At 33.4% G+C, this 26,999-nt stretch carries 23 protein-coding genes; 15 read left to right on the top strand and 8 right to left on the bottom strand.

Features of this window, described 5'->3' with window-relative positions:
- Positions 1–25: 25 nt before the first annotated feature.
- Positions 26–841: a hypothetical protein gene (locus tag TL18_RS02490; protein ID WP_156064705.1), complete on the bottom strand. Its 816-nt coding sequence runs from the start codon at positions 839–841 to the stop codon at positions 26–28.
- A 176-nt stretch (positions 842–1,017) separates the two neighbouring features.
- Here TL18_RS02490 and TL18_RS02495 point away from each other — a divergent pair, with 176 nt between their 5' ends.
- Entirely contained in the window at positions 1,018–1,767 is a 750-nt protein-coding gene (locus TL18_RS02495; RefSeq protein WP_067040888.1) for a DUF4013 domain-containing protein, read from the top strand.
- Between the two features lie 71 nt (positions 1,768–1,838).
- Here the strand turns inward: TL18_RS02495 and TL18_RS02500 are convergent, their stop codons facing one another.
- Positions 1,839–3,434, bottom strand: a complete 1,596-nt coding sequence (locus TL18_RS02500) for an AarF/ABC1/UbiB kinase family protein (RefSeq protein WP_067040890.1) — start codon at positions 3,432–3,434, stop codon at positions 1,839–1,841.
- A gap of 15 nt (positions 3,435–3,449) precedes the next feature.
- The gene (locus TL18_RS02505; protein WP_067040897.1) at positions 3,450–3,950 is read right to left on the bottom strand and encodes a DUF308 domain-containing protein; all 501 of its coding nucleotides are present in this window, start codon (positions 3,948–3,950) and stop codon (positions 3,450–3,452) included.
- A 376-nt stretch (positions 3,951–4,326) separates the two neighbouring features.
- Here TL18_RS02505 and TL18_RS11090 point away from each other — a divergent pair, with 376 nt between their 5' ends.
- The 6 genes from TL18_RS11090 (at position 4,327) to TL18_RS02530 (ending at position 16,541) form a co-directional block, all read left to right on the top strand.
- Positions 4,327–4,494 (top strand): hypothetical protein, encoded by a 168-nt coding sequence (locus TL18_RS11090; protein WP_197031840.1) that lies wholly within the window; start codon positions 4,327–4,329, stop codon positions 4,492–4,494.
- Entirely contained in the window at positions 4,469–4,837 is a 369-nt protein-coding gene (locus tag TL18_RS02510; RefSeq protein WP_231483639.1) for an Ig-like domain-containing protein, read from the top strand. The genes TL18_RS11090 and TL18_RS02510 overlap by 26 nt, the downstream gene beginning before the upstream one ends.
- Positions 4,838–5,254: 417 nt before the next feature.
- Positions 5,255–6,976, top strand: coding sequence for an MATE family efflux transporter (locus TL18_RS02515; RefSeq protein WP_067040903.1), 1,722 nt, complete (start codon positions 5,255–5,257; stop codon positions 6,974–6,976).
- A gap of 417 nt (positions 6,977–7,393) precedes the next feature.
- A complete protein-coding gene (locus tag TL18_RS02520; protein WP_067040905.1) occupies positions 7,394–10,774 on the top strand; it encodes an Ig-like domain-containing protein in 3,381 nt (1,126 codons plus the stop codon).
- Between the two features lie 412 nt (positions 10,775–11,186).
- The gene (locus TL18_RS02525; RefSeq protein ID WP_067040907.1) at positions 11,187–11,663 is read left to right on the top strand and encodes a hypothetical protein; all 477 of its coding nucleotides are present in this window, start codon (positions 11,187–11,189) and stop codon (positions 11,661–11,663) included.
- A gap of 1,047 nt (positions 11,664–12,710) precedes the next feature.
- Positions 12,711–16,541: a hypothetical protein gene (locus TL18_RS02530; protein ID WP_067040908.1), complete on the top strand. Its 3,831-nt coding sequence runs from the start codon at positions 12,711–12,713 to the stop codon at positions 16,539–16,541.
- A gap of 233 nt (positions 16,542–16,774) precedes the next feature.
- Here TL18_RS02530 and TL18_RS11180 read toward each other — a convergent pair whose 3' ends face one another.
- Positions 16,775–17,149 (bottom strand): hypothetical protein, encoded by a 375-nt coding sequence (locus tag TL18_RS11180; RefSeq protein ID WP_231483717.1) that lies wholly within the window; start codon positions 17,147–17,149, stop codon positions 16,775–16,777.
- Here TL18_RS11180 and TL18_RS11185 point away from each other — a divergent pair.
- From TL18_RS11185 to TL18_RS02545, 3 genes are read left to right on the top strand one after another with little or no spacing between them, the layout of a single operon-like run.
- Positions 17,139–17,708, top strand: coding sequence for a type II secretion system F family protein (locus TL18_RS11185; RefSeq protein WP_231483688.1), 570 nt, complete (start codon positions 17,139–17,141; stop codon positions 17,706–17,708). The genes TL18_RS11180 and TL18_RS11185 overlap by 11 nt on opposite strands.
- On the top strand, positions 17,708–17,890 hold the full coding sequence (locus TL18_RS02540; RefSeq protein WP_067040913.1) for a class III signal peptide-containing protein: 183 nt from the start codon (positions 17,708–17,710) through the stop codon (positions 17,888–17,890). The genes TL18_RS11185 and TL18_RS02540 overlap by 1 nt, the downstream gene beginning before the upstream one ends.
- Positions 17,891–17,926: 36 nt before the next feature.
- On the top strand, positions 17,927–18,640 hold the full coding sequence (locus tag TL18_RS02545; RefSeq protein WP_067040914.1) for a DUF4013 domain-containing protein: 714 nt from the start codon (positions 17,927–17,929) through the stop codon (positions 18,638–18,640).
- Positions 18,641–19,188: 548 nt separating this feature from the next.
- On the opposite strand, the gene TL18_RS02550 is transcribed toward TL18_RS02545, so the two are convergent.
- Together TL18_RS02550 and TL18_RS10635 are read right to left on the bottom strand one after the other, a co-directional pair.
- A complete protein-coding gene (locus TL18_RS02550) occupies positions 19,189–19,761 on the bottom strand; it encodes a TMEM175 family protein (protein WP_067040916.1) in 573 nt (190 codons plus the stop codon).
- Positions 19,751–20,332 carry a TMEM175 family protein gene (locus TL18_RS10635; RefSeq protein WP_082706321.1) on the bottom strand — a complete coding sequence of 194 codons (582 nt, stop codon included), beginning with the start codon at positions 20,330–20,332 and terminating at the stop codon, positions 19,751–19,753. The genes TL18_RS02550 and TL18_RS10635 overlap by 11 nt, the downstream gene beginning before the upstream one ends.
- A 49-nt stretch (positions 20,333–20,381) precedes the next feature.
- Here TL18_RS10635 and TL18_RS02555 point away from each other — a divergent pair, with 49 nt between their 5' ends.
- Positions 20,382–21,794: a lactaldehyde dehydrogenase gene (locus TL18_RS02555; RefSeq protein ID WP_067040918.1), complete on the top strand. Its 1,413-nt coding sequence runs from the start codon at positions 20,382–20,384 to the stop codon at positions 21,792–21,794.
- 36 nt (positions 21,795–21,830) lie between these two features.
- On the opposite strand, the gene TL18_RS02560 is transcribed toward TL18_RS02555, so the two are convergent.
- Positions 21,831–22,553, bottom strand: a complete 723-nt coding sequence (locus tag TL18_RS02560) for a tRNA-binding protein (RefSeq protein ID WP_067040919.1) — start codon at positions 22,551–22,553, stop codon at positions 21,831–21,833.
- Positions 22,554–22,727: 174 nt separating this feature from the next.
- Between TL18_RS02560 and TL18_RS02565 the strand changes: the two genes are divergently transcribed.
- From TL18_RS02565 to TL18_RS02580, 4 genes are read left to right on the top strand one after another with little or no spacing between them, the layout of a single operon-like run.
- The gene (locus TL18_RS02565) at positions 22,728–23,129 is read left to right on the top strand and encodes a PRC-barrel domain-containing protein (protein ID WP_067040922.1); all 402 of its coding nucleotides are present in this window, start codon (positions 22,728–22,730) and stop codon (positions 23,127–23,129) included.
- A 51-nt stretch (positions 23,130–23,180) separates the two neighbouring features.
- Positions 23,181–23,945 carry an aspartate dehydrogenase gene (locus TL18_RS02570; RefSeq protein ID WP_067040931.1) on the top strand — a complete coding sequence of 255 codons (765 nt, stop codon included), beginning with the start codon at positions 23,181–23,183 and terminating at the stop codon, positions 23,943–23,945.
- Positions 23,945–24,667, top strand: coding sequence for a tRNA(His) guanylyltransferase Thg1 family protein (locus tag TL18_RS02575; protein WP_067040935.1), 723 nt, complete (start codon positions 23,945–23,947; stop codon positions 24,665–24,667). Before TL18_RS02570 ends, TL18_RS02575 begins: the two co-directional genes overlap by 1 nt.
- The gene (locus TL18_RS02580; protein WP_067040938.1) at positions 24,664–25,335 is read left to right on the top strand and encodes a Mov34/MPN/PAD-1 family protein; all 672 of its coding nucleotides are present in this window, start codon (positions 24,664–24,666) and stop codon (positions 25,333–25,335) included. Before TL18_RS02575 ends, TL18_RS02580 begins: the two co-directional genes overlap by 4 nt.
- Positions 25,336–25,406: 71 nt before the next feature.
- On the opposite strand, the gene serA is transcribed toward TL18_RS02580, so the two are convergent.
- Positions 25,407–26,981, bottom strand: coding sequence for a phosphoglycerate dehydrogenase (gene serA / locus TL18_RS02585; RefSeq protein WP_067040961.1), 1,575 nt, complete (start codon positions 26,979–26,981; stop codon positions 25,407–25,409).
- Positions 26,982–26,999 lie beyond the last annotated feature (18 nt).

Raw genomic sequence — 26,999 nt, forward strand, 5'->3', positions numbered from 1 at the left:
ATATAGGATTTCTGAATAGATATTGCTAATCAGAATCATTTTTTTTAATTAAATCTTCTAATTTATCGAGTTTTTTATCCATTTCTTCAATTTTATCAGTTAACTTTTCATTTTTAATATCAAAATGCCTTTTTAAAATCGCGGCAGTTAAGGTTGCAGTACCTACTCCAGATAACAGATAACCTCCCCAAACCAAAAATAGGGCATTTATTTTTCCAATAATGGTGGATCCCAAAACTGCATATCCATTACTGGTAAAGGCATTTGAAACCATGACAAGGGCATTTAATGGATTGGCTTCTTCTGCAAGTTGTGTTATGAAAAAGCTGATGAATATTATTGAAAACAATAGAATTATTGCTATTCCCAAACCATTTGATTCAGTATATTCCCTGAATTTGTCATAGTATAGTTTTATAAAGTAAATTAATACTGGAATGTGAATGAGATCTAGGATTCCCACGAGGCTGTCGCCGAATATGATAAAATTCAGAGAACCATATGGGATTAACAATATCAGTAAAATTTTGTTTTTTAAAGAACTTTTATCCAATTTGATTGCAATGCATAGGGAAATAAAGATGTCGAATATCACAAAGTAAATCAGGTCGTCTCCAATATAAACCAGTGCATATAATATATCAATGAACAATAATCCCATAATTATTAGGTAGAATATTTGTCTTAATGAATGGATTTCCTCTTCAGGAAAATATTCTTTCGGATTAAATATTTTATAAGGTTTATTCCTAATTCTATTAAAAATAAACTCAGATATGACCATCAGAACTATAAAAACGATTATTTCCAGAATAAATTCTAAAAAATGATTGTATCCCATTTCCAATTTTTACACCATATATTATTTTTGAGATTGCATATATTAATAGTTAGTTGAAAGAGACTTTATATTAAAATTTTCATTTTAATTGAACTAGAATAATTTAATGCATTTTCAGTACAATTTTCAAAAATTTAATTATGTATTAGTTACAAATCAACTAATGGAGTAAAAGAATGCCAAATCAAATACTTAAAGGTTCAGTAAAATATTGTCTTGGAAATAAATTATTTTTCATATATGTATTCGTCCAATTTTTATTGTTTGAGTGCATTACAAATAAGGTTGGGGGGCTTTTGAAGACTACCTCGCTGATTGTTTTGTTAGTGGTGTTGGGGTATGGTTTAAAGGTCACTCAGGATGTAATGAACGGCGGTACAAGTTTACCAAAAATAAAGCTTAATGAATTAATTAATTTTGGGTTAAAAGGAATTGTCGTATATACTTTTTACTTGACTATTCAAGCATCTATTTTGGGTTTAATATCCATGAAATTAAGTTTTCCCGAATTCGACATTGAAGAGATGATTTTAAATCTGCCTGAGACAGTATCCTTGTTCTATGAGCATGATCCGATTAGTTTCATATTGTTTATTGTATTGGGGCTTTTGACTGTTTACGGCACTATATTTTTCATGGAAATTGCTTTAGCAAGATTGGCTGATGGCGGAAGACTTAAAGAGGCATTTGATTTTCGCGGTATTAAACGTTCAATTGAAGTAATCGGTTGGAAAAACTATACTATTGACTATACAAAAATTGTGTTGGCTGTTGTCATTCTTGTATTTCTCAATGGGATATTCAAGGCTTACGGTGACATAAGTATTATTGCAGGTGTAATAACTGATATGCTTGCATTTACAGTTGAATATCGTGGAATTGGAAATATTTATAAGGAATATAAAGAATTGGCTGACGAAAAATAAATTATACGTGTGAATCGTTGAAAAAAAAGAAGAATAGTTATGAAGAAAATCAATTCTTCATAATTCTGGTTTTATTTAAGTACAAACTTTTTCATGCCAATAATGCTCAAGATTATCGCTATGATATATCCGATTAAAGAAATCACTGGCATGTCAAATACCCTTGGTCCGAATGAAACAACGGAAGAACCGATTATAAGTGCTGATATTAATGTGATTATTGTAACCTTATCGGTAATGTCGACTTCAAGCCTGAACTGAAACTCTTCGTTTTCAATCTTGTGGATGGCTCTTGTAAGGAGTCTCGGCAATGATTTAATCATGTGGTCGTACATGATTATGCTGCTTTTTTTGCCTTTCAAATAGTTTCTTGGACTGACTCTCTGTTTGGCAATTTCTGTAGCGATAGGCTTGATTGATGCGAAAACATCGATTTCAGGATCAAGATTGTTTGCAATTGCTTCAATCATTGACAATCCTCTTGCCATTGTAACGATTTCATTTGGAATGATAACTCCGTATTCCTGCATAAGGCTAAGCAGTGCCTCCAATACTCCATCGAAACGATTTAATTGCACACCGAAGTATCTTCCAAACAGATCGTTCAAGTCCCTTCTTAATGTTTTTGTATCAATATCATAATCCAGGATGTCCATGTACATTAACTGATTTATCAATCCGTCAACGTCCTGGTCTACGAATAACAGCATTAGTTCGGAAAGGTTTCTTTTGAATTCTTCATCAAAGAATCCCATCATACCCAAATCAAGGTAACATAGAACATTGTCTTCCAAAATCATTATATTTCCCGGATGCGGGTCTCCGTGGAAGAAACCGTCAATGAAGAGTTGTTGGAGATATGAATCAAGGACATTTTTTGCCAATAGCTTTTTGTCAAATTCATCGCCGGTACTTGCATAAACGTCATTTAACTTAGTACCATCAATGAATTCCATTGTCAAGACTTTTGATGAACAGTATTTAGGATATGTTGCCGGAATGTGAATGGCAGGATTATCCACGAAATTCATTTCTATGCGTTGCATGTTCATGAATTCGTTGTTGTAATCGATTTCCTTGTGAATGGAACGGTCGAATTCTTCCATAATTCCAGGCAGGTTTATTTTTCTTAAATCGGAGTTCCATTTGTCGGCACGGTTTGCGATATATTTCATAATCCTCAAATCAAGGTCAATCTTATCGGTGATGCCTTCTTTTTGAATTTTAACTGCAACGCGTTCGCCTGTGATTAATTTCGCTTCATGAACCTGGCCGATGGATGCGGTTGCCAAATGTTCATGATGGAAATCCTCAAACAATTCATCGATATTGCCGTTGAGTTCCCTTTCAACTATTGCCTTTACCTGTTCGTATGTAATGGCAGGGTTGTCATCCTGCAGGTTGGCAAGCTCATTTGCAATATCTTCTCCGACAATGTCCGGTCTTGTACTCAATAGCTGACCTAACTTGATGAATGTGGTTCCCAATTCCTGAAGCATCAGTCTTAATTTTACGGGAATTTCATCGTCCAACAAAAGACTTGATGACTCGTCATCATCGCTTTTGCGTATTTTGCTTTTTGCCGTTTCGCCTAAAATCTTGTCGAAGCCATATTTTTTTATGGCCGCTCGGATTTCGCCTAAACGTTCCTTTGTCTCCTTATCCATATTAATCCCTTATATCTAATTACTATCGGCAATGCCTGATGCCAGGAACAGTATTCCCTCCATAATCAGGCATATTCCAACGATGATTGCAACATATAACGGTTGTGCAAGTGAAGCGAAAGCAAGATAAACCGCCACTATACCTAAGATTAAAATCAGTACTGATGTTAGTCTTGATAGTGTATCCAATGAGAATAAAATGCCAAAAATACCTGCTAATATCAATACAAATGCAATCAAGTAGAATAGATATGCGGTAATGAAGGACAATGCATCAATTTCATAAATGAACATTATTCCCAATAGTATTGCACAAATTCCGATCAATATGTCAAGCAGTGAAACATGAGCCATCATGCTCCATATGGAAAATCCGTCAATTATGGAAGCAAATCCAAAGCATATTAAACATATTCCTGCAATCCAAGATACTGCTGCTGCGCTATAAAATGGGTAAATTACAAAAAGTAAACCCAATATTATAAATATAATTCCTAATATTTTTCTAGAATCCATATATATCACCAATTGTTTAATATTTTAGAAGAGACATTATTTATATTTTTATTGTATGCAATTAATTTTATAATAAATTCAAATTTCATATTATAATGATATGTAATTGATTTACAGAAAAATAAAAAATGATTATCATGATGCTTTTATCTGGCAATGAAGTTTAAAGTGAGGCATTCATAAAATCATGAGCCATCTCCATTAGATTCTGCATAGAAGTATGTCTTAAGAGGGATAAATTCTTTCAATAGAATGTGATATGCAATTGGCCGTTATTTGTGCTTTTAGAAGCTGAATAAAATCATCCTTGGTATTATTTTTGCAAATCTAAGAATGTTGGGGTTGAAAGTTTAATGTGAACAAATTCAATACTCTTATGCAGTGTCCTACACGTACTGTTCATGTTGGTGATGACGTTACTATTAATGTTAAGTTAGCTGATGATGCGGCAGGCACTGTGCGGGTTGAAGTTAATGGAACTAACTGCACAGCAGCTGTTGAAAACGGTGTTGCTTCCATTGTTGTTTCAGGTTTATTTGAATGAGGTTATGCTTTGGATGTCCAGTACAGCGGTGATGATATGTACAAATCAAGGTCAAGGGTTGCCACATTCAGTCAAGAAGTATAAAGTTGCTATGAAGGCGACTGCCGCTTCTGTAGGATCTGGTGAGGATGTTGGTGTTAATGTTGTCATGTCCAAAGATGCTACAGGCAATGTCAGCATCACTGCTGACAGTGGTGTCTTTTCTGCTGAAATCATTGATGGCGTAGCTTCAATCACTGTTCCTGGTTTGGCTGATGGAACATATAGCTATGATGTTCAGTATGGTGGGGGCGGCAAGTATAAGAACTGCACTTCGTGCGTCACTTTCACTGTAGGCGATTAAATTAAAACACTATGAATAAGGGAGTTTTAAAACTCTTTTATTTTTTCTTTTTTTGATAATTCGATTCTTTTCATAATATTATTGTTTAACTGTAAATGAGCGCAAAATTGAGAAAAACTGCTCTGGACTTTTTACAGGCATGCTGCCGATTGAGTTGAACTTCAAAAATGCAATGTGGGACATGTCCCTGTACGGAGAATGACCGTTATGCGATGATGTGTCCTAATGGAGTGTCTACTGTATATTGTGAGATGATATTGGTTTATGTTCATCTCGAAATTAGTAATTTTTTATAAGTGGAGAATATAACTTCGCTCATGATGGAATATATTTTTTCACATATAATATTAATGATTGGGATGTTTTATAAAATATTTTGAATATTTTTATATATCATGAACTTTAATATGATATTTAATGAACGAAAAAATTGATTTGGTTTCACTTCCTAAAAAATCGTTTTGGAAATTGAGCGTACCCATCATTGCCTTTTGCATTTTTGATGCACTGTACGGTATTGTCGATATGGTATGGATTTCCAAAATAAGTATTGAAGCAACTTTCGCAATCGGCGTTTCAATACCGATTACTTCACTTATCTTTTCATTTGGTGATTCAATCGGTCAGGGAACCAATTCAATAATGTCTCGTTTTATAGGATCGGGCGATTATGAAAGCTCATATAATGCGTTAATCCATGGGATGATTTTTGCCAATATAATATGGGTTGTTGTTTTAGCATGCATGGTCTTTGCTAATGGGATTCTATATTATTGGGACCAGGCGGATTCATATGTTATGGTCTTTGATTATTTGGTTCCGATTGCGGTATTTGCATATATATTCATTTTCAATAATCTGTTTTGTGAAACTTTGCAGGCTGAAGGAAATTCACACCTTCCGACCATTCTGATGATTTCAGCAAATATTTTAAATTTAATACTGGACCCTATCTTTATCTTCAATTTAAATTTGGGAATTAAGGGGGCAGCTTATGCTACGGTTTTATCTGCATTTGTCGTGTTCATTATTTTTATATTTTGGTACATTTCTGGAAGAACAAAAATTCCCTTGTCTTTAAAATACTTCAAAATCCGCCGATATATATTTGTTGAAATCTTTAAAGTGGCCCTTCCTAATTTCTTGGACAACGGGTTATGGTGCTTTTCAGCATCATTCATAAATTCCATTTTATTTATGACAATGGGCGAAATGGGTCCGGTTTTGTATGCATTATCAAATAAACTAAAATCCCTATTGATTGCTCCGGTTAGGGGATACGGTAGAGGATTGATGAGCGTTACAGGGCACTTGTTTGGTGCACATGAGTTCAAGGACTTGGAGTACATGTTCAAATACGTGCTTAAGATATCCTTCATAACTATATTAATTGTAATGATAGTATTCATATTTGTATCCAATTATGTATTTAGCTTATTTTCCGTCACTGGAATGGAAAATGAGGTGTTCTGGATTGCGATTGGCGGAACAGTCATCATGCTGGCAATTCCATTTTCCATGATTTCTTCAAAAATGCTTGACGGTTTTGGAAAAAGTATGTACTCCCTGCTGTTTACATGCATTAAGATAATATTTGAATTGATTTTAATATATGCATTGTCCATTTATTTAAATAACGCTAGCTGCGTTTTAATAGGAATTCTGGTTGCTGAAATTTTAGCGGCAATTGCATATTACCTATTCTTAAGACACCTATTCAAAAACTTCGAGGATACATATAGCGAGAAATCCACAGTCAAAACTTTCAATGATGAGGAAAATTTAATTGATGCAGAACAAGAAACTAAAGATGACAACCATAAGATTTCATCGAAAATTCCATCAATCATTGCATTGATAGCTCTTGAATCGATTGTTTTAGGAATCGCATACATACTTATCAAATATCAATCCCATGAACTTTTGCTATCAGGATTAATTGCTTTTGTCATAGGCACAATTTCTTACTATTTAATGGAAAGATTAAACAAGCCGATATTGTCTGTGATTGGTTTTCTCGTGAATGCTGTCTTGATTTTCTTTTTATTGGGTAATAATGGTTATATGGCTACAATACTTTTAATAATTGTAGGGGCCATATTATTGTACATGAAATTAATATTCAAGAGAATTGAATAGTTTTTTTTTGACTTTTAGTTAAATCTAATGGCTTTAATAAGTATAATCATGGTGTATTGCCAATCAATGGAATGTTCGGTATCAGTGATGATGCATGGATTTTAAATGCAAAAAAAGAGTTCACATATTTTCCCTAATTATTTTAAATATACTATACTTCTATTAAAATTTATATGTTGTGATTACATAATGATAATTAATATAGGCTTATAAATTTTGAATCGGTTTATAATCATTGACATTAAGGAAGATTTAGGATCGGCGAGTAATGGAAAAGATTATTATTACTTGGCTTAAATTTTACTCAATGACTGAATAAGCTGATGGGTCTAGTTTGTATTTTAAAAATGTAAATTTGCTGTCGAACTTAAAATGTACTTTGTTGTTGAACTTTAATTTTTAAATGATGTGTATAAGATGATTAACAAGAAAAAGCTGTTTATCAGCATTTTAATCGTATTAAGTGTTTTCATCTGTCTGACTTCTGTCGCAGCTCAGGATACCACAGACGCCAACCTGACACAAGATTTTGCTGATGAGGTTTCACAGGCCGGTGGAGACGATGTGCATATTGAATTGGCAGAAATAGATGATGATTCAAAAGCATCGCAAGAGGATAATCAACCAATTGGACAGTCAAACAGCGAAGATATAATAAGCGAACCCGATGATGGAAGTTTCGAGGCATTGGAAAGCAAGATTGACAATGCCCCCGACAATTCCATAATAAAATTAGAAAATGACTATTTGTACTCAGGGTCAGGGAAAGGTCATGGAATTGAAATTAGAAAACCCCTAACAATTGATGGGCAAGGAAAAACAATTGATGCAAATCAGAAAGTAAGAGTTTTTTATATCGTCTCTGAAAATGTAATATTAAAAAATATTATTTTTATTAATGGTAATTGGGGGAGTACTAATAACGGAGGGGGCGATATATACTCAAGGGGTTATAATACCCTTATTTATAATTGTACTTTTATGAATAATAAGGCTAGCAATGATGGTGGTGCTGTTTATTTGACTGGTGATAACGGTGTTGTTTCCAATTGTAGTTTTGTGAATAGTACTGCTAGCGAACAGGCTGGTGCTGTTTATGTGAGTGGTGATAATGGTGTTGTTTCCAATTCTAGTTTTGTGAATAGCAGTGCTAGACATGAGGGTGGTGCTGTTTATTTGAAAGGTGATAATGGTGTTGTTTCCAATTGTAGTTTTGTGAATAGTAGTTCTACTAGTTATGAAGGCGGTGCCGTTTATTTGTATAGTCAAAATGGTGTTGTTTCCAATTGTAGTTTTGTGAATAGTAGTGCTAAAAAGGATGGCGGTGCCGTTTTTTTGAAGGGAAAAAATGCTGCTCTATCTAATTGCAGTTTTGTGAATAGTAGTTCAACTAGTCATGAAGGCGGTGCTGTTTTTTGGAGTAGTGCAGATGGTGTTGTTTCCAATTGTAGTTTTGTGAATAGTAGTGCTAAAATGAAAGGTGGTACTGTTTATTGGGAGGGCACTAAAGGTATTGTTTCCAATTGTAGTTTTGTGAATAGTAGTGCTAGCGATGATGGTGGTACTGTTTATTGGTATGCTTCAGGTGGTACTGTTTCTGGTTGTAGTTTTGTGAATAGCACTTCTGCTGATGATCAAGGCGGTGCTATATATTTCAATGGTAATAAGGGTGCTGTTTCTGGTTGTAGTTTTGTGAATTGTAGTTCTCAAAGTGGCGGTGCTGTTTATTGGAGAGGTGATGATGGCATTGTTTCCGATTGTAGTTTTGTGAATAATAATGCTAGCGATAATGGTGGTGCTGTTAATTGCCATGGTCCTGACAGTATTGTTTCCGATTGTAGTTTTGTGAATAACAGTGCTGGCAATGAGGGTGGTGCCGTTTTTTGGTATAATACTAGAGGCACTCTTTCTGGCTGTAGTTTTGTGAATAATAATGCTAGCGATGATGGTGGTGCTGTTTATTGGCAGGGCTATAACGGTGCTTTTTCTGGCTGTAGCTTTATGAATAACAGTGCTGGCAATAATGGTGGTGCTCTTTATTGGGTGCGCAATAACGGTGATCTTTCTGCTTGTAGTTTTGTGAATAGCAGTGCCGGCAATGATGGTGGCGCTGTTTATTGGTCTGGAAATAATGGTAAAGTTTCCAATTGTAGCTTTATGCATAGTTCCGGAATTTATGGTGGTGCCATATACTTGATTGATACAAATTCATCTGTTTATACTTGCATCTTCGTAAATAATACTGCAGATATAGGCATTATCCATTTTGAAAATGTCAACCAAGAAAACATCAGCCACTTTAAAATCAACAACAATATCTTTTTAAACAACGCCGGAGGACGTGAAATCTCATTTAACCAAATCGACAATAATTCCAATGCTGACTATAACTGGTTCGGAAATAATGCAACCAATTACGATATGGCGCCGGCAACTAATGACATGGAAATAAGTGCTTGGCTGTTCTTGAATGCTACAGCAAATCCGGACATAATCAATATTTCAAACGTATCTGAAGTCGTGTTTAAATTATATGCTTATACTCCTTCAGGTGTATCAGAATATGACAACAGTCTTTTGAAAGCCGTCAACTTAACATTGACTCCAACAAAAGGAAGAGTCAATACTACCCGGGTCGGCTTGGAAGAACCTGTTCAGTACACTGCGGAGAGTCGGGGAATAGGCAAAATAACCGCAACAATAGAAAATGTTTCCTACACAAGATTAGTTATAGTGCCTAAGAATAACATTACTTCAATTAAAGCCAGTTCTCTTACTACAAGAGTAGGTACTAATGCTACTGTAAATGTTGTATTGGCGGAAAAGGATGCTAATGGTACTGTCACTATCACAATAAATGGTGTCAAATACGTCGGTGATGTTAAAAACGGTCAGGGAACTATTGTTCTTCCGTTGTTGCCTGCAGGTAAAACTAAGCATACTGTTATTTACAGAGGTGATGACAATTATAATAGCAAAACCACTACCGTAAATGTCAACGTGAATAAATATTATCCGACCATTAAGGCAACCGCTCGTACTGTCCATGTTGGTGATGATGTTGTAATTAATGTTACTAGATTGCCTGAACTTGCAACAGGTACTGTTTCAGTCAATATTGGTGGTGCTGTTTATAATGCTACTGTTGAGGACGGTTCCGCAGTCATAGTAGTTCCTGATTTGCCTTTAGGAAATTATACTTTAGATGTTTCCTACAGTGGCGATGAAATGTATAAGGCATATAATACCACTGTTACATTTAATGTGAACAAACTCATTACCATTATGCAGTGCCCTACACGTACCGTCCATGTTGGTGATGATGTTACTATTAATGTTAAGTTAGCTGATGATGCGACAGGTACTGTGTGGGTTGAAGTTAATGGAACTAACTTCACAGTAGCTGTTGAAAACGGTGCCGCTTCCATTGTGGTTTCAGGTTTACCGGAAGGTAGTTATGCTTTGGATGTCCACTACAGCGGTGATGAAAAGTACAAATCAAGATCAAGGGTTGCCACATTCAATGTCAATAAGTATAAAGTTGCGATGAAGGCAACTGCCGGTTCTGTAAGATCTGGTGAGGACGTTGGCGTTAATGTTGTCATGTCCAGTGATGCTACCGGCAATGTCAGCATTGCGGTGGATAGTGGCGTCTTTTCTGCTGAAGTCATTGATGGTGTAGCTTCAATCACTGTTCCTGGTTTGGCCGATGGAACATATACTTATGATGTTCTGTATGGCGGGGACGGCAAGTATAAGAACTGCACTTCGAGTGTCACTTTCAGTGTAGGCGATTAAATTTTAAATTTAAGCACTATGAATAAGGGAGTTTTAAAACTCTTTTATTTTTCTTTTTTTGGATAATTGGATTCTTTTCATAATATCATTGTTTAATGGGAAACGAGCACAATTGGGAAAAACTGCTCAGGACTTTTTACATGCATGCTGCAGATTGGGTTGAGCTTTGAAAACACTATGGAAGAAATGTCCCTGTACGGTGAAGGGCCGCTATATGACGAAATGTCTTAACAGGGTGTCTCCAGTATATGGTGAGATGATATTGGTAGGTTCATCTCAATAGTTTTTTTTGAGTGGTGGATTATAACATATTATTGATAACAATACGTAACTTAATTTAAAAATAGATAATTATAATTATGCTTTATGATAGAAACATAATTAACTAAATCTGGAGGAAATAGGTGATGTTATGGATTCTAAGAAATTAATTTTAGTACTTGCATTTGTCTGCTTGGCTATCTTTTTCATAGCTTCAGTTAGTGCAGGGAACTTGTTAACTCATGAGACTACCATCGCAGGGCATGATTTTAATATACCTGACGGATATAAGAAAAATGAGTCATTTATATCAGAAAATGAAACTACTAAGTCAAACGGAGCTATTTTTTATACGACTGCAGAGAGTTATTATAAGGGTGAAGATGATATAATATTTATTCAAGTGTCAGATTACAGCTATCCGGGTTATGAACTTAATTTGACTGATGCCAATGTTCAAAAGTCAGGATTGGGGGAAAAAGAATTTATTAATGGTCATGAAGGTTTAATTGCAGAAAAGAAATTCGATGATTTAAATGTTCATGCATTTTTTTATGCCGAAGATGGTGATTTGGTATGTGTAATGACTACAGATAATAGTTTATTTGAACAGATAATCCCTAAATAATAATCGTTTAGTTAATTAATCTGTATTTTTTTTCTTTTTTTTAATTAAATTTATTCTCTTAGTTTGATTGAATGAAAAATCCAGGAATTCCCGTCCTCTTTTAGGACGGCGAGGTTCAATATAAATGATAATAAGCGGTATTGTATGTTGTTGTTCGTTAGTACGTTTGTATTGCATATTTTTTTCATGTATTTCTTGAGCTTCATCTATATGTGATTTTTATTTAATAATGTATATTATATGGACATGTTAAATAATTGAAGTAATGATTTATTAAATTGATAAAGTTATTAATCAGCTATGGAATTATGCAAGTATTTTTTCATTTGGTGTGGGGGTTGTGATGTTGGAATTTTATTATTTTTTTGGGGTCTTCAATTCTTCCAATAGCTTTATTCATAAATTCTTTATTTTTTGGTATAATCTGCCTTTGATATTTTTTTTCATTCTTCTAATTGGCATAACTATTGGCACATATAGTTTGTGCTTTTGTTCCTTGCACTGATTCAATGTCAATGTTAATCTATATACATAGTGATTGTGGTAATTATATATCTGGGTTTTTTAAATTATCTGAATAAATAAGTTTTAAGTAACTTATTGTTATGATATTTGATATTAAAATATTAGAATTTAATATTAACAAGTTTTACAATTAATTTGATTAAATTACGAATAAATATGTCGTTGATGTAGAAAATAGTGAGGTTCATGGGGATAATTTTGTACTAATTAAAATTGAACATATATTTTAATAATGGGAAATTTAAGTTAAAAAATTGATTGGGATCTAAAACTCGATAAGTTTTGCCGATAATCGTTTTTATGTAAATTAAAATTTGGCTCTTATTTTTGTTAAATTGCTTTATAATTTATTTATTGGTTGAATTTTTAATTTTTTATCCGTTAATTACGGAAATATTTGATATAAGGTATTTAAAATGATGAAAGTGAGTGCTTACATTCGGAAATGTTTATATAGGGCTTATTCTAATCTATGTAAATATTGTAATATGTTGTTGAACTTTTGATTAGGAGGTTATTAAAATGAAAAAAATAATGATGATTTTATGTTTTGTTTTAATTGCTTTGACTAGTATGGTTAGTGTATGTGCTATTGATGTAGATGATTATAGTATGGATGCTAACAGTACTGAATATGTATTATTGGATGAACCTGTATCTGTGAGTTCAGACAGCGGTCATGATGATGCATATTCATCCCAGGATAATGTGATTGAAATTGAAAACAATTTGCCTTTGAATTTAAGTGAGGGCAATAGTGAAAGTAATCTTATAAATGATAGTGGAAAATATGATTCCGATAATGGTGAAACAGAATTTCGTATGATTTCACCTATTACCATATTTGATCAACCTTTAAGGACAGCTGATTTAGATGGTTTACAGAAATTGATTGACGATGTACCTAATGGATCAACATTAGATTTACATGAAAATATGAAAAACAATGGTAAAGAAAATAAAATAGTTACTATTAATAAAGACATGACAATTGACGGTCATGGTAACACTATTGATTTTGGTGGTCGTAAGAATTGTTATATTGACGTTAGTGCAAAAAATGTTATTTTTAAAAATGTTAAGTTAATTAATGGTTTTAATGATAAAAGTGACAATGGTGGTGCGTTATATATCCATAAAAATACTGTTGTTACTCTTGTAAATTGTAGCTGTTCTGATAATTTTGCAAGAAAATCTGGTGGAGCAGTCTATAGTGACTATACACTCAGGATTTTTAATTGTAGTTTTAATAATAATGTTGCTAAAAAAGAAGATGGTGGTGCAGTTTATGGTTATAATGTAGATATTTATTCATCTACTTTTGATGGAAATAAGGCTGATGATAATGGTGGGGCAGTTTATGCTAAGAATTTTATTAATGTTAATAAAGATCAATATGCAAAACAATCCATTAACTGTTATTTTACAAATAATCGTGCCGGTGATGATGGTGGTGCCTTATACTGTGATGGTGAAGTCCTTGTGAAAAATACTTTATTATATAACAATTTTGCTGGAAGTAATGATGATGGTGGTGCTATTTGGGCTAAAAATGATATAATTATCATTCATTCATCCTACAATAGGAATTTCTGCGGTGCATCTGCATGTGACCAAGTTTACAGTAAAAAAGGAAAAATTCTTTTAGATGAACATTCAGTCAAAAACGCTGGTAGTTATGATGATCTGGAAAGTGTAGGTTTGTCTAAAGATGTTGTGAATTTCTATTTGAAAAACAGTGATGATATGGAAAAGCTTTTTAAGTTTATTAATAAATATAATCCTTCTTGGAATGTTGTTAATATTACTTTAGCTCCAAACACCGTTTATAAAGTAGATTATAATACTTATAGTACAAAATTCCAAAAATATGCTCTTCGCTTAACCGGGACTATGGTGATTAATGGTAATCCGGGATCTGTAATAAAAGGTAAAATTAATGATGGGGGCGGAAAAAGGAATAATTTCATGTATCTCACTCCAAACAGTAAACTTGCTTTGGAGAATGTATCTGTAGAAGGTTTTAATCAAGTTTTCATGAACATTGGAACAATTTATTGCGTTGATACCGCTTTTGCTAAAAATAAAGCTTATTTACCTTATGGTGATAAGAATAGTGGTTTTGGATCATTTAAGAAATCTTTACTTTGGTCTGGTGCTGTTGTTCACAATAGTGGTAATGTTTATTTCGATAAGTGTACTTTCTGCTCCGATTATGCTGAAGCATTTTATGGTGATGTTTTATATGCTGAAAAGCATGCTTTAACCGTATTTGACAACTGTACTTTCAAAGATTGTGATGATACTTTTATATTTGCTAAAGAAGGAAGTGCTACCATCATATATCAGGATCATAATCTTAACAATGATTTAAAGGATTGTTATTTTGAACCGGGTGCTTCTTTATCTGTTATTTCAAATGAGGCATATAATGGAACTTATGTTTTTAATTGCAGCAATGTTGATGAACTTCAAAAAGTATTATACACTATCAATTCATTAACTCCTAATGCTCAAAATATTGTTATTAATTTAACTCCAGGTACTTACAATATTAAATCCGATTGGTTAAGTAAGAAAAATTATATGAGATCTATGAATTGGAAAGATGAATGTTACAATCCTACATTTGATATTTGGGTGAATGATTTCTATGGACAATACCATCATGCTTTGGATGTTGGTTTTATTCCAGTAACTATTAATGGTAATGGTGCAACAATAAAACTTACTGGTGGATCTAAGGATAATCGTGATGATTTTGCTTATATTGGATATGGTGGTGTTTTAAATGTTGTGAATGTGACATTAGCTAACTTTAATGGTGCTTTTGAAAATTATGGTACATTAAATGCAATTGGTTGTACTTTCACAGATAATGTAGACACTTATTATTGGTATCACAAGGGTTCTGCTGTGGCTAAGGGTGGTTCTGTTGTGCATGGTGCTGGATGTTCCAATAATTTTATTAATTGTACTTTTAATAAGAATACCAATCATAAAAGTCACAGTGATATAATGTATCTTAAAGAGTCTAGCATTATATTTGATGGTTGTGATTTCGATAATTTCTTTAAAGATAGGAAAATCATTGGAAAAGTAGAGGATAATTCCGTTGTTGATGCGCCGCTATGTTTAAAGAATCAAATTGATCTTGATAAATCATCCGTATTCCATAATAATGATAAGATTGTTTGTAACAACACTACAGTTAATCGTGGAGGTATAGTGTTAGTGCAAGTGAATCATAACTCAAATTTGAATAATGATACTGAACTTTTCAGTATTTCTGATAAATTGGATCCAGGTAACTTAGTGTTAAACATTAATAAGGATTGTGAAATTGATTTAAGTAAATTAGGGTTCAAAGATAATTTGATTATTAACGGTAATGGTCATAATGTTAAATTTAGTCACCAAGAAGTAATAGAGAAATTCCAATCTATTACTTTACTTAACATTACATTTAGCAATTATTCCCATACCTTATTCAAAAGTAAAGGGTCCTGTACTTTTATTTTCTGTAATTTTACAGGAAATACTGGAAAATATCTTATGGACATTGATGAAGGAGCATGTACTTTTATTAATTGTACTATCACAGGAAATAAAAATAAGAAATTATTCTATATCGATGAAGGATCTTTAACATTTATTAATTGTACAATTAAGGGAAATGAGGGTAAAATTTATAATGAAAAAGGTACACTTTCATTTTACCATTGTGATATAGACCCTAAAACACTCATTCACAACTATCAAACAGCAAATTGTGAAATAATAAGTTGTACTGGTGGGAACAATGTTAAATTTGAAGAAGATGGCGGCTTAGCCCCATGGAAATATGCTCTGATTATAGGTGGGATAAGTATAGCTGTTGCTGCAGTATCTTTTGGAGTTGGAGTCGGATGTTTATATGCAGGACTTGCATTGGGCAATGCAATATGTGGTATTGTTGCTGCAGGTGTATGCGGAGCGGCGATTGGTGCTGGTGGTGGATATGTTGCTGATGCCATTATAGCTCATTACACTCACGATCATAGCCTCAGATATATGTTAATCGGAGGTATGGCTACTTTAGGTATGACTGCAGGAATTATGGGTGCATGCATTGCAAATGGTCATGCAGAACATCAGTGTTTAATGGAGGAATATGATCATGAAACAGTAAACTTTGAAGGTCTTAAAGATAAATCTTTTAATCAATATACTGGTAAAAATTTAGAGGCTGAATTCTTTATGGATGACCTTTCTGTAAGTTATCTTCCAGAACACATTGTTAATTCCGATCCAAGTAGATTTGGTTCTTTCAGCTACCCTCAATCACAACAAATAATTTCATTTGAAATTTAGTTGGATTATGAGGATTATTTAGGGAATATTTTCCCTTTTTTTCTTTTTTTAATTTTCACTTAAAAAATATTTTAAAGGTGAGCCTTTTTACAAATCAGCTTATTTTCAAAAGTATCCTTCATTAATAAATAGATAATTAATGGGGTTATTTTTTTTGATTCAAACTATTTATTTTTGTATTGTAAGATTGATTTGAAATATAACTGGCAGTTTATATGCTTTGAAGTCCAATGTTATTTTATGAAATTTAGAATAATTGATGATTTAACAGTATTTTTAGACACTATTGTTCCTGAGAAGTATTTGTCTAAATTGCAGGAATTTTTGCTGAGCGGATCGATTTTTACAGAGGCGAGTAAAGTTTTAGTTATACTTGTAATTTTCATTTTAGCAAGTGAAATTGTTTTGGCATTAATATTGAGAATTCTAAATTTGCCGGTATCAGTGTTGATTTTCCCGTTTTTCATAATTCCTGGACTTTTTACATATGTTATTGTCCAGCAGGAAAGACGAGCGCAGGAGATTGAAAAGTCTGCACCTGACTTTTTAAGGCAGCTTTCAAGCATGCTGCAGGTCGGGTTAAGTTTTGAAAACGCAATGGAGGACATGTCGCAGTACGGGGAAGGTCCTTTATACGACGAGATGAGGAGGACTATAATAGAAATTCGAATGGGTCGCAATTTCGAAGATGCCTGGAGGGCAATGGCCAAACGCTTAAAATCAAAAGAACTTGAAAGGATATTCGGGATTATCCTTGATGGGAGAAAAAGCGGATCAAGCATTTCGGCAGTATTGTCTGATGTTTCTGATGATTTAAGGGATTTGATGGCACTTAAACGCGAGAGGAAATCTACTGTAATGATGCCGATTATGTTTTTGTTAATTTCAGCTGTTATTGCAACGCCTTTTGCAATAGGCATGGTCGGAGTTTATTCCAGTTTCATGCAAAGTTATGGGATGGCTTCAGAGATTATTCTGGCAGCCCCTATTGCAGGTGAGATTTATTTAATAATTCATTCGGTCTTAGTTTCTTTTATCATTAGCATCATAATGTATGGGGAATTTAAGAAGGGAATGAAGTTTGCATTGCCTTTGGCAGCATCTTCATTTGGAATTTTCTACGTCATCTCTACATTTGGCGGCACATTAATTATTGGGGGATTTTAATGGATAACAGGGCTCAAACTTCAGCGGAATTTATTTTACTTTTTGGAGGGATATTTGTTGTGGTCTTACTGGTTATTTACATGTATAATGGTTATATAGATGATTTGGGCGGTCAGATACAGTCAAAGGAGGTTAGTGAATTTAATTCTCAATTAAAAATTTTAGAAGAGTACTTTAAATAGTAATATTTTTCATATAAAACCTTCACAATTATTAACATGATTGGTCAAACAGTAAATTTTTATGATAATGTTAAAGACGCTATACATTATGCAATTTCAGATAAAGTGTCTATTGTTGTCATTGGCCTTACTTTAACATTCCTTGCAACAATGGAGAACTATAACCTTTCATATACTGTATGGGGACTTTTAATTAACATTTCTGTGATTATTTTAGTTTGTTTTGAATCAGGATACTCTTCTAAAATAATTAATGAAACCATTAATGGTTCAGATAGGCCTCCAATTATTGACAATGTTTTTGAAATTTTAAAGCAGGGTGTTGAAGAGTGTATTACAAGTTTCATATATGCTATTTTATTTTTTGCTGTCGTATCAGTGCTTTTAATAATTAATGATTTATTCCCTCAATTTTTTGGCATTTCATTAGTTTTAGGCATAATAGTATTTGCAGTGATATTTATTCTTATTCAAGTATCCGTAATTTATAAATCATATCATTCAGGTAAGTTTTATAAAGGGTTTGATTTTAAAGGCATGGCACGTCTTTTTAGGAAATTGGGTTTTTGGGGTAGCCTGTTTTTATGTGCGGTGTCATTGATTTCACAAGCTTTTATTTTTTCTTCATTATTTGAGGTAAGCTTTTTTGAAATTGGAAATATAAATAGTTTTATCTTAAGATTCTTATTAGCCCCAATATGCCTTATCTTTTCATTAAGATTGGTTGCGCTTCAAGGAAGACTGGATTGAAGGGTTAGTGTGCTTTTTCTTGAATTGAATTTTTTTCCAATAATCAATTTTTTTCTTTTTGATTTGTCATTTCTCATGAATCATTTCGGTATTTTAACGGATTGTATATTTTTAGGATTTTATTTTAATTCTATTCGGTCTTCACAGTTTTTAAGGAAAAATAAAAATTTAATATTTAATACTTTGATTTAATCTTCAAGAATGATTTTTTAAAAATTTCTCTTTTTTTAAGATAGTGCTTTTTCATATTTAATCTGCTTGTATGATGGTCAGTCAGGTATTTAATTTTAAATTAAACTTCCTAATCTTCTTTATACATGATTTAAAATATTTTAACAGATTTATTGGGATTGATTTTTCTTCCAGTAACTTAATATTTTTTCCATTTTCCATTATTGGGAAAACCTGTTTTCTTATTTTAAAAGTTAAACAATTAAAATTTAAAATATCATTAAATAACCACTATTTTATTAAAAAAAGAGATTGCTTTCTCTCATTTAAAAAAATCAGACATCTCATGCTTTTACACTTGAAATATACCTCTCACCTTAAGTCAAGTAGCATTGGATTTTAGGTATGCACCATATTCCCAGTATTGATGCTAAACAGCATATCATAATTGCCGGCGGGAAAATGAAATATCCGATTATCATTCCTATTAAAACTAGGATAATGGTTCCATAGAGTGGATAATGGTTACTTAGTGCAAGTTGCAATGCGATGTTTCCAGGATCTGCTTCTTTTAAAAATTTGCCGATAATTATTGAAAGGATTGCTGTTATGATAAAACATAATCCGTACATGAACTGAGGGAAGAATGCATAGAAATTTTCCCCAACAAATGTTGTAAAGTATGGAAGAAGTGAAAATACAAGTAATGTCGCACCCATTGTCCAAATAACCTTATAATCAATTTTATTCACTATGCTGAAAATGTTATTGTTATAATTCCAGAAATTGAAACACACAATAAAGCTGACTGCATAAATTATGAATTCGTATCTAAGCTCATAGAGGGAATCCCAAGTTCCAAGGCTTGCAAGTGGAATCTCCAAGACAATGACTGTAATGATGATTGCCAAAATCGCATCGATTAATGCTTCAAATCTGTCAGTTTCCACCAGCATGCCTCCTTAATAATCTTCCAAGTAAAATCCATAATACCACTGACAATAAACAACAAATATAGATTCCCGGAACAAAAATCGTATAGGTCAGAATAAAACCAATGATTAAAACGATTGTCGGCAAATTCATGTAGTAGGAGTTAAAATTTAATTCATGAAGCTGTTTGTTATAAGGATTGCTTCTGTAAATCGCCCTTGTAGCTAATGTATTTAGTATATGTGTTATTATGAAAATCAATCCAAACATGGTCTCCGGAGGAATGGAATGGACATTGTTTGCAAGCCAAATTGTAAAATACGGCAAAAGTGAGATTACAAAAGTCATCAATCCATAAATCCAAAGGGCGGTGTTGTCAATCGTATCGACAACCTGGAATAGGTTGTGATTGGCATACCAAATATTGTATAATACTAAAAAACTAATCAAATAGGCAATATAAATTGGATTTAAGTGTAAAAACGCCTCTAGTGTTGGTGATGCCGGTTGGGGGATTTTTAAAACTAGAACCGTTATGATGATTGCCAAAATCGCATCGAAAAATGTTTCAAATCTAGTGGTTTCCATAGATGAATATTTAATATTTCTAATATAAAATATTAATCAAGGTGATAAAATGGACATGTTGATTGGTGGAAAACACATCTCAAGCGACGATTTAGAAGACGTGATTAATCCGTATAATGGTGAAGTAATTGATACAATTCCAATTGCACACTTGCAAACTGCTAATTTGGCTATTGGTGAAGCAAATAATGCTAAAGAAAGTTTAGTTGAAATGTCTGCTTTTAAAGTTTCTAATAAACTCTTTAATGTTGTTGAAAAACTGAAGGATAATCGTGAAGATTTTGCCGAACAATTGACTTTAGAGATTGGAAAACCAATCAACGAATCTTTGGTTGAAGTTGACAGGTCAATTGAAACACTGAAACTTGCAGCAGAAGAGGCAAAAAGAATTTACGGTGAAAGCGTGCCTTTGGATGCCGGGCTAAATGGGAAAGGATTTTTCGCATTTACTCAAAGATTGCCGTTAGGTGTTGTTGCAGCTATCACACCATTTAACTATCCATTGAATTTAACAATACACAAAATAGCTCCTGCAATTGCCTGTAAAAATACAGTAATCGTAAAACCTCCGACAGAAGCGCCGTTAACAGTCATGAAATTTTGCGAACTCTTGAACGAAGAATTTCCTGATGGTGTTGTAAACACAATAACAGGTTATGGTTCTGAGGTTGGGGATTACCTTGTCTGTTCACCTGATATCGATAAGGTCTCATTTACTGGAAGCGTAACAACAGGATTGATGATTTCTCAAAAGGCGGGAATGAAAAAAGTCACTTTAGAACTTGGTGGAAATGACCCGATGATTGTCTTAAAAGATGCAGATATTGACAAGGCTGTAAAAGGAGTCATTAATGGAGCATTCTTAAATGCAGGCCAGGTCTGTATGGGTGTTAAAAGGATAATTGTTGAAGATGAGATTGCCGATGAATTTGCAGAAAAATTGGTTGGCGAAACTGAAAAGTTGGTCATGGGAAACCCATTGGATGTGAAAACCACTCTGGGAACATTAATATCTGAAAAGGCAGCAATACATGTTGAGCAAACGGTTAACAATGCAGTTCAAAAAGGTGCTGAAATATTAACGGGCGGCGTTCGTGAAGGCGCATTTTACCAGGCTACTGTAATCGATAATGTAACACCTGACATGGATTTGGTTGTAAGGGAAACATTCGGGCCTGTTGCACCGATAATTCGCGTCAATGGTGTTGAAGAAGCTATTGAAATAGCCAATGATACTGATTACGGTTTGCAGGCAGGAGTATTTACCAATGACTATTCTCTTGCAATGAAATGTGCTCAGGAAATAGAAGCTGGAACAGTATTTGTTAATAAGCAATCAACATTTAGAACTGATAACATGCCATTTGGAGGATTTAAGAATAGTGGTGTGGGAAAGGAAGGAATAAAATACGCTGTCGATGACATGACTAGAATGAAGTTAATCGGATTGAACTTAAGATAATTTCTATAATAAAAAAAGGAGAATAAGTATTTAAACTTATTTCAAATAGTTTTCAACAAGGTTGCGTGTTTCATTAAGAGATTCCATAGGAATTCCTTTTGGCATTTGGCCAAGTTCCCCATCAACATCCTTGAGGATACTTCCGCCCATTCCAAGAAACATTCCTTCACTTACGATGTCGCTGAATGATTGCGGTGGAAGCAAGGATACGCCAACTTTATTGTTGTCTTTAACATTCAAATCATTGGTAACAACTGTAATGGCACGTTTTCCCAAATTTACATTACAAAGCATCAGATTTTCGTTTTTTGGGTGTTTTGTAACGCTCATTACTTCTCCAACTTTAATGTCAACACCCATAATCGGATCGTTGATTGGTCCTAATGCTAATCTGTCTTTCAGGCCAATGATTGTATCCAGGAAGAACCTTACTTTTGCGATATTTTCTTGGGTTTTTTCCCTATCATCTTTTGGAGCGTTGCTTAGGAATTTTTTATTCCAATCCGGACCGCCCAAATATTCAATAATCTGTTCCGCTTTTTCTTTTAATGCTTGAACATCTGGAGAATTCACTAATTCATCTCCTTCTAAATAAGAATAAGTTAATGATTGAAAATCACTGTTCATTTGTTTTCCTAAATCAATTGCTTGCTTTTTATTCCAGCTTCCTCTAAAAGAAGCTGTTGGAATGAGATTTAGGTAATTTTCTCTTGCTTTGCTTGCTACTAAAATCCTATAGTCTTTTGTTGTATCCCACATTTAAAGTCTCCTTTTAATCTAAATTATATTTTTTAACTTTATAATTTAATAAATTTTTTCTATTTTGTCAAAAAAAGACGATTTTAAACTTTAAAAAACATAAACTATTTATATTAACAATAAAATAAATTTATACATATTTATTTAATTATTATTTTATATTGTGGTGTAAAAATGGTAGAAGTTTCAAAATTACGCAGTTTAGATATTTATACCAACACTGGTCATTATGTTGGTCGTGTAGAAGACGTTATTCTTAACATTAGATTAGGAACTATTTCAAAATTACAAGTAAGAGCTATTGAACAAGAAAGAAAACCTGCAGGAGTTATTAATTCATTTTTAGGATCTATTCGTGGAGAAGTTCCTGAAGAAAATGATATGAGATCTTTCCAAAGCGATTTATTAACAGTGGACTTCGATAAAGTTCAAGCTATTGGGGATATCATGTTAATCAATCCTAGGGATATGAAAAAAGTAAGTGCTGAACCACAAATCCCAACTCCAGTAGCTCAAAAACCTGAAACTCAACCACAAGGCGAAACTCAAGTACAATTTGACGCTGAAAGATTATAATCAATCTTTCATCAATTCTTTTTTTTAAACTTTCTTTTATGTGTGATATTTATGAAAGTAGGTATTATAGGCTGTGGAGCCATTGCTAACATCATTACAACAAGCATAGTTCCTGAAGACAACGGTATCGAAATCAAATATTTTTTCGATAAGGATATTGAAAGGGCGGAAAATTTAGCAAGTTTGGCCGGTGGTGTAGCAGTACTTGACTTTAATGAGATGTTGGATGATGCGGATTTGGTATTGGAATGCGCTTCTCCGGATTCAGTTAAAAAATATGCTCCGGTTATCCTGGAAAAAGGCATTGACATGATAATCATGAGTATCGGTGCATTTATGGATATTGATTTTTACAATAATGTTTTAAAAATAGCTAAAGTGAATAATGCCAAAATACACTTGCCTTCAGGTGCTGTTGTTGGTTTGGATGGTATTAAGGCTGTTGCCAAATTCGGTTTAAAGGAAGTAAGTCTTGTTACTCGCAAATCCCCTAAATCCCTTGGAAAGGACATTGATTGTGAGGAAGTCTTGTTTGAAGGAAAGGCTTCCGATGCCGTTAAGGAATTTCCACTAAACATTAATGTTGCAGCAACAATAAGCATGGCATGCAACAGGGATATTGATGTTAAAATCATCGTTGATCCTAATGTTGACAGGAATGTTCATGAAATTACTGCAAAAGGTGATTTTGGTGAGTTTAAGACAATAACAATGAACTATCCATGTTCATCTAATCCAAAAACAAGCATGTTGGCAGCACTTTCCGCTATTAGATTATTGAAAAGTTTTAATGAAACTATCAGTGTGGGAATGTAATGAAGGAATATGAAGTTTATTCATCTCTAAAAGTTCCTAAAAACTCTAAAATCATCATACGTTTAGATGGAAGAAGTTTTCATCAATTGGCCAGGGATTTGAATTTGGTAAAACCATATGATGAAAATTTTTATAATGTAATATCAAAAGTCTGTGAAGATCTGTTTAAAGAGTTTTCACCACTTTTTGTTTATACTTTTTCAGATGAAATAAGCTTGCTTCTAGATAAAATTCCTTTTGATGGCAGGATTGAAAAAATTAATTCTGTAATTTCCAGTTTCGCTGCAAGTTCCTTTGTCATACATTATAATGCCCAATTTAAAAAGCCTCCTGCATTCGATTCAAGGATTATTCCTGTTAATGATGAGGATATTCTGAAATATTTTAAATGGAGGCAGGATGAATCATGGAGGAACTGTGTTAATTCTCATGGTATAGCATACCTAAAATCAACCCATTCAAATAATGAAGCCAACGACATTATAAAAGGCATGAAATTAAATGATATACATGAATTATTGTTTGCCAATGGGATTAATTTAAACGACATTGAAACCTACAAAAAAAGAGGAATTGCGGTGTATAGGAAAAATAAAAGAGTCATAGGTTTCAATAAAAAAGAAAATAAGGAACAGGTTTCCTATAGAAGTTATGTTTTCACAGATTGGGAACTTCCGAAATTCAACGAAGAATTCTTCAAGGATATTGATGTGATAAAATGAGTTTCATTTCAAAATTGTTTGGAAATGTTGATGAAGAATTCAATGAGGTAAGGGTTGACAGGGAAGTTCTTGAATCCGTTATCTATTACTCAAAAAAGGCATATCCAAATGAATTTTTAGCATTTTTTGATGGTAAAATAAAAGATAAGATCCTTTATATCACCGGTTTGATATTCATGCCAGGTGAAACATGTGAAACAGGTGCTGTAGTCCACACAGACATGATTCCGATAAATACCAAATACTGGGGTTCAGTCCATTCTCATCCAGGGCCAAGCGCAAGACCCTCCGATGCAGATCTCAAGACATTTGCAAAAAACGGTTATTTTCACATGATTGTATGTTTGCCTTATTCTTTTGACACTTTCAAGTCTTATAATCGATACGGTCAGCATTTGGATTATAAAATCGGCGATTATAGCTATCTAATTGAAAATGATTTCGAGGATTTTTTCGATGAAAGTGATGTTTTAACTGATGATGATGAATTCAAACCGGGATTTTTCGATGAAAAGGATGATGAATTTTTCAAAAATCCTGATGAGGAACCAGTAAATCATTATGAGGAATATGAAAAGAGAAATCAGATCAATGTCATTTCAAATAATCCGACATTGCGAATTGAACTTAACCCTGACGGCAGCATTAAAAAGATTTTTAAGGAATAGTGCTGTTTTTAGTGATGTGGTTTTAAAAATAAAAAAAATAAAAAACAATTATGGTGAAAATTGTTTTTTAATTATAATTCTAATCCATTAGCTTCATAAACATTATCTAAAGCTTGGATTTCTTTAATTACATCTTTTGGAATTTCTTTATCTAAAGTTAGAACCATGATGGCGTTTCCACCTTTTTCATCTCTTCCAACTTGCATAATTCCAATATTTACGTTGTGTTCGCCTAATTTAGTACCTATTTTTCCAATACTTCCAGGAATATCTTCATATTTTGCAATGAACATATGTCCTTCAGGAATAACGTCAACCCAGTATCCGTTTACTTTTAAGATCCTTGGTTCGTGTAATTGGGTTCCTTCAGCTGAGAAAACATCATTTTCACTTTTTGCAATGACATTGATTAAGGATTCGTAGCCTTTAGCATTTTTCTTTCTGCCTTCAGTAATGCTGATTCCTCTGTCTTTTGCAACCAATGCTGCATTAACAGCATTTACCGGGGAACTTAAGAACGGATTAACAGCACCTTGGATAACAGTTCTTGTTAAGATTTCAAGGTTTTCGATTTCAGCGAGTTCTCCACTGTAAATAATTTCAATTTCTTTAATTTTACCGTTAACTCCTTGGGAGATGAAACAACCTAATTTTTCACATAGTTCCATGTATGGGGATAACTCTTGGTAGGTATTTCTGTCAATACGTGGCATGTTTAAAACATTTTTAGGAGTGTTTCCTTTTGCAAGATCAATGATTTCATCAGCCACAATAATAGCAGCATCTCTTTGAGCTTCTTTAGTTGAAGCTGCAATGTGAGGAGTTAATACGATATTGTCGAGTTCGAATAATTTTGAATCTTCAGCAGGTGGTTCATCTTCATATACATCTAATGCGGCACCACCAATTTTATTGTTTGCTAAAGCGTCGTATAATGCGTCTTCATCAATAACTCCACCACGGGCACAGTTTACAATGAATGCAGAATCTTTCATTAATTCAAATTGCTCGGTGGAAATTGAATGTTTGGTTTCTGGTGTGAGCGGTACGTGAATTGTGATGAAGTCCGCGTTTTTGAGCACGGTTTCAAGGTCAGTTAAGGCAACGCCCATTTGTTTTGCAACTTCTTCAGGCAAGTATGGATCGTATGCCATCGCATCCATTCCGAATGCTTTACATCTGTTGACTACTTGAGAACCGATTCTTCCCATTCCGATTACACCAAGGGTTTTGTTTCTAAGTTCGACACCCATGAATTTTTTCTTTTCCCATTTTCCTTCTTTAACAGATTTGTCTGCAATGGAAATTTTACGGGCCATGCTTAAAATCAATCCCATTGTGTGTTCAGCTACGGTAACGGAAGTTGATTCTGGTGAGTTTACAACCATAATACCTTTTTCTGTTGCAGCACCTAAATCGATGTTGTCTACTCCGACACCTGCTCTTGCGATAATTTGTAAATTGTCTGCTTTTTTAATAACGTCTGCAGTTAACTTTGTTCTACTTCTAACTATAATTCCATTATATTCATGAATGGTATTTGCTAATTCTTCAGGAGTAATGCTGGTATCGACAACTACTTCAGCTACTTCCTTTAGATTTTCAATACCTTTTTCGTTGATAGCATCAGCAATAAGAACTTTCATTTTTTCACCATAATTTGT

This window comes from Methanobrevibacter sp. YE315, from assembly GCF_001548675.1.
Taxonomy (GTDB): Archaea; Methanobacteriota; Methanobacteria; order Methanobacteriales; family Methanobacteriaceae; genus Methanocatella.

Bases quoted from the DNA above. Each gene is read 5' to 3' on its own strand.
- TL18_RS02565 (WP_067040922.1), top strand. From the start codon at position 22,728: ATGGTAGAAGTTTCAAAATTACGCAGTTTAGATATTTATACCAACACT.
- TL18_RS11180 (WP_231483717.1), bottom strand. From the start codon at position 17,149: ATGTCCTCCATTGCGTTTTCAAAACTTAACCCGACCTGCAGCATGCTT.
- serA (WP_067040961.1), bottom strand. From the start codon at position 26,981: ATGAAAGTTCTTATTGCTGATGCTATCAACGAAAAAGGTATTGAAAAT.
- TL18_RS02575 (WP_067040935.1), top strand. From the start codon at position 23,945: ATGAAGGAATATGAAGTTTATTCATCTCTAAAAGTTCCTAAAAACTCT.
- TL18_RS02560 (WP_067040919.1), bottom strand. From the start codon at position 22,553: ATGTGGGATACAACAAAAGACTATAGGATTTTAGTAGCAAGCAAAGCA.
- TL18_RS11185 (WP_231483688.1), top strand. From the start codon at position 17,139: ATGGAGGACATGTCGCAGTACGGGGAAGGTCCTTTATACGACGAGATG.
- TL18_RS02495 (WP_067040888.1), top strand. From the start codon at position 1,018: ATGCCAAATCAAATACTTAAAGGTTCAGTAAAATATTGTCTTGGAAAT.
- TL18_RS02545 (WP_067040914.1), top strand. From the start codon at position 17,927: ATGATTGGTCAAACAGTAAATTTTTATGATAATGTTAAAGACGCTATA.
- TL18_RS02570 (WP_067040931.1), top strand. From the start codon at position 23,181: ATGAAAGTAGGTATTATAGGCTGTGGAGCCATTGCTAACATCATTACA.
- TL18_RS02515 (WP_067040903.1), top strand. From the start codon at position 5,255: ATGAACGAAAAAATTGATTTGGTTTCACTTCCTAAAAAATCGTTTTGG.
- TL18_RS02530 (WP_067040908.1), top strand. From the start codon at position 12,711: ATGAAAAAAATAATGATGATTTTATGTTTTGTTTTAATTGCTTTGACT.
- TL18_RS02580 (WP_067040938.1), top strand. From the start codon at position 24,664: ATGAGTTTCATTTCAAAATTGTTTGGAAATGTTGATGAAGAATTCAAT.
- TL18_RS02525 (WP_067040907.1), top strand. From the start codon at position 11,187: ATGGATTCTAAGAAATTAATTTTAGTACTTGCATTTGTCTGCTTGGCT.
- TL18_RS02555 (WP_067040918.1), top strand. From the start codon at position 20,382: ATGGACATGTTGATTGGTGGAAAACACATCTCAAGCGACGATTTAGAA.
- TL18_RS02505 (WP_067040897.1), bottom strand. From the start codon at position 3,950: ATGGATTCTAGAAAAATATTAGGAATTATATTTATAATATTGGGTTTA.
- TL18_RS02490 (WP_156064705.1), bottom strand. From the start codon at position 841: ATGGGATACAATCATTTTTTAGAATTTATTCTGGAAATAATCGTTTTT.
- TL18_RS02520 (WP_067040905.1), top strand. From the start codon at position 7,394: ATGATTAACAAGAAAAAGCTGTTTATCAGCATTTTAATCGTATTAAGT.
- TL18_RS02540 (WP_067040913.1), top strand. From the start codon at position 17,708: ATGGATAACAGGGCTCAAACTTCAGCGGAATTTATTTTACTTTTTGGA.
- TL18_RS11090 (WP_197031840.1), top strand. From the start codon at position 4,327: ATGCAGTGTCCTACACGTACTGTTCATGTTGGTGATGACGTTACTATT.
- TL18_RS10635 (WP_082706321.1), bottom strand. From the start codon at position 20,332: ATGGAAACCACTAGATTTGAAACATTTTTCGATGCGATTTTGGCAATC.
- TL18_RS02500 (WP_067040890.1), bottom strand. From the start codon at position 3,434: ATGGATAAGGAGACAAAGGAACGTTTAGGCGAAATCCGAGCGGCCATA.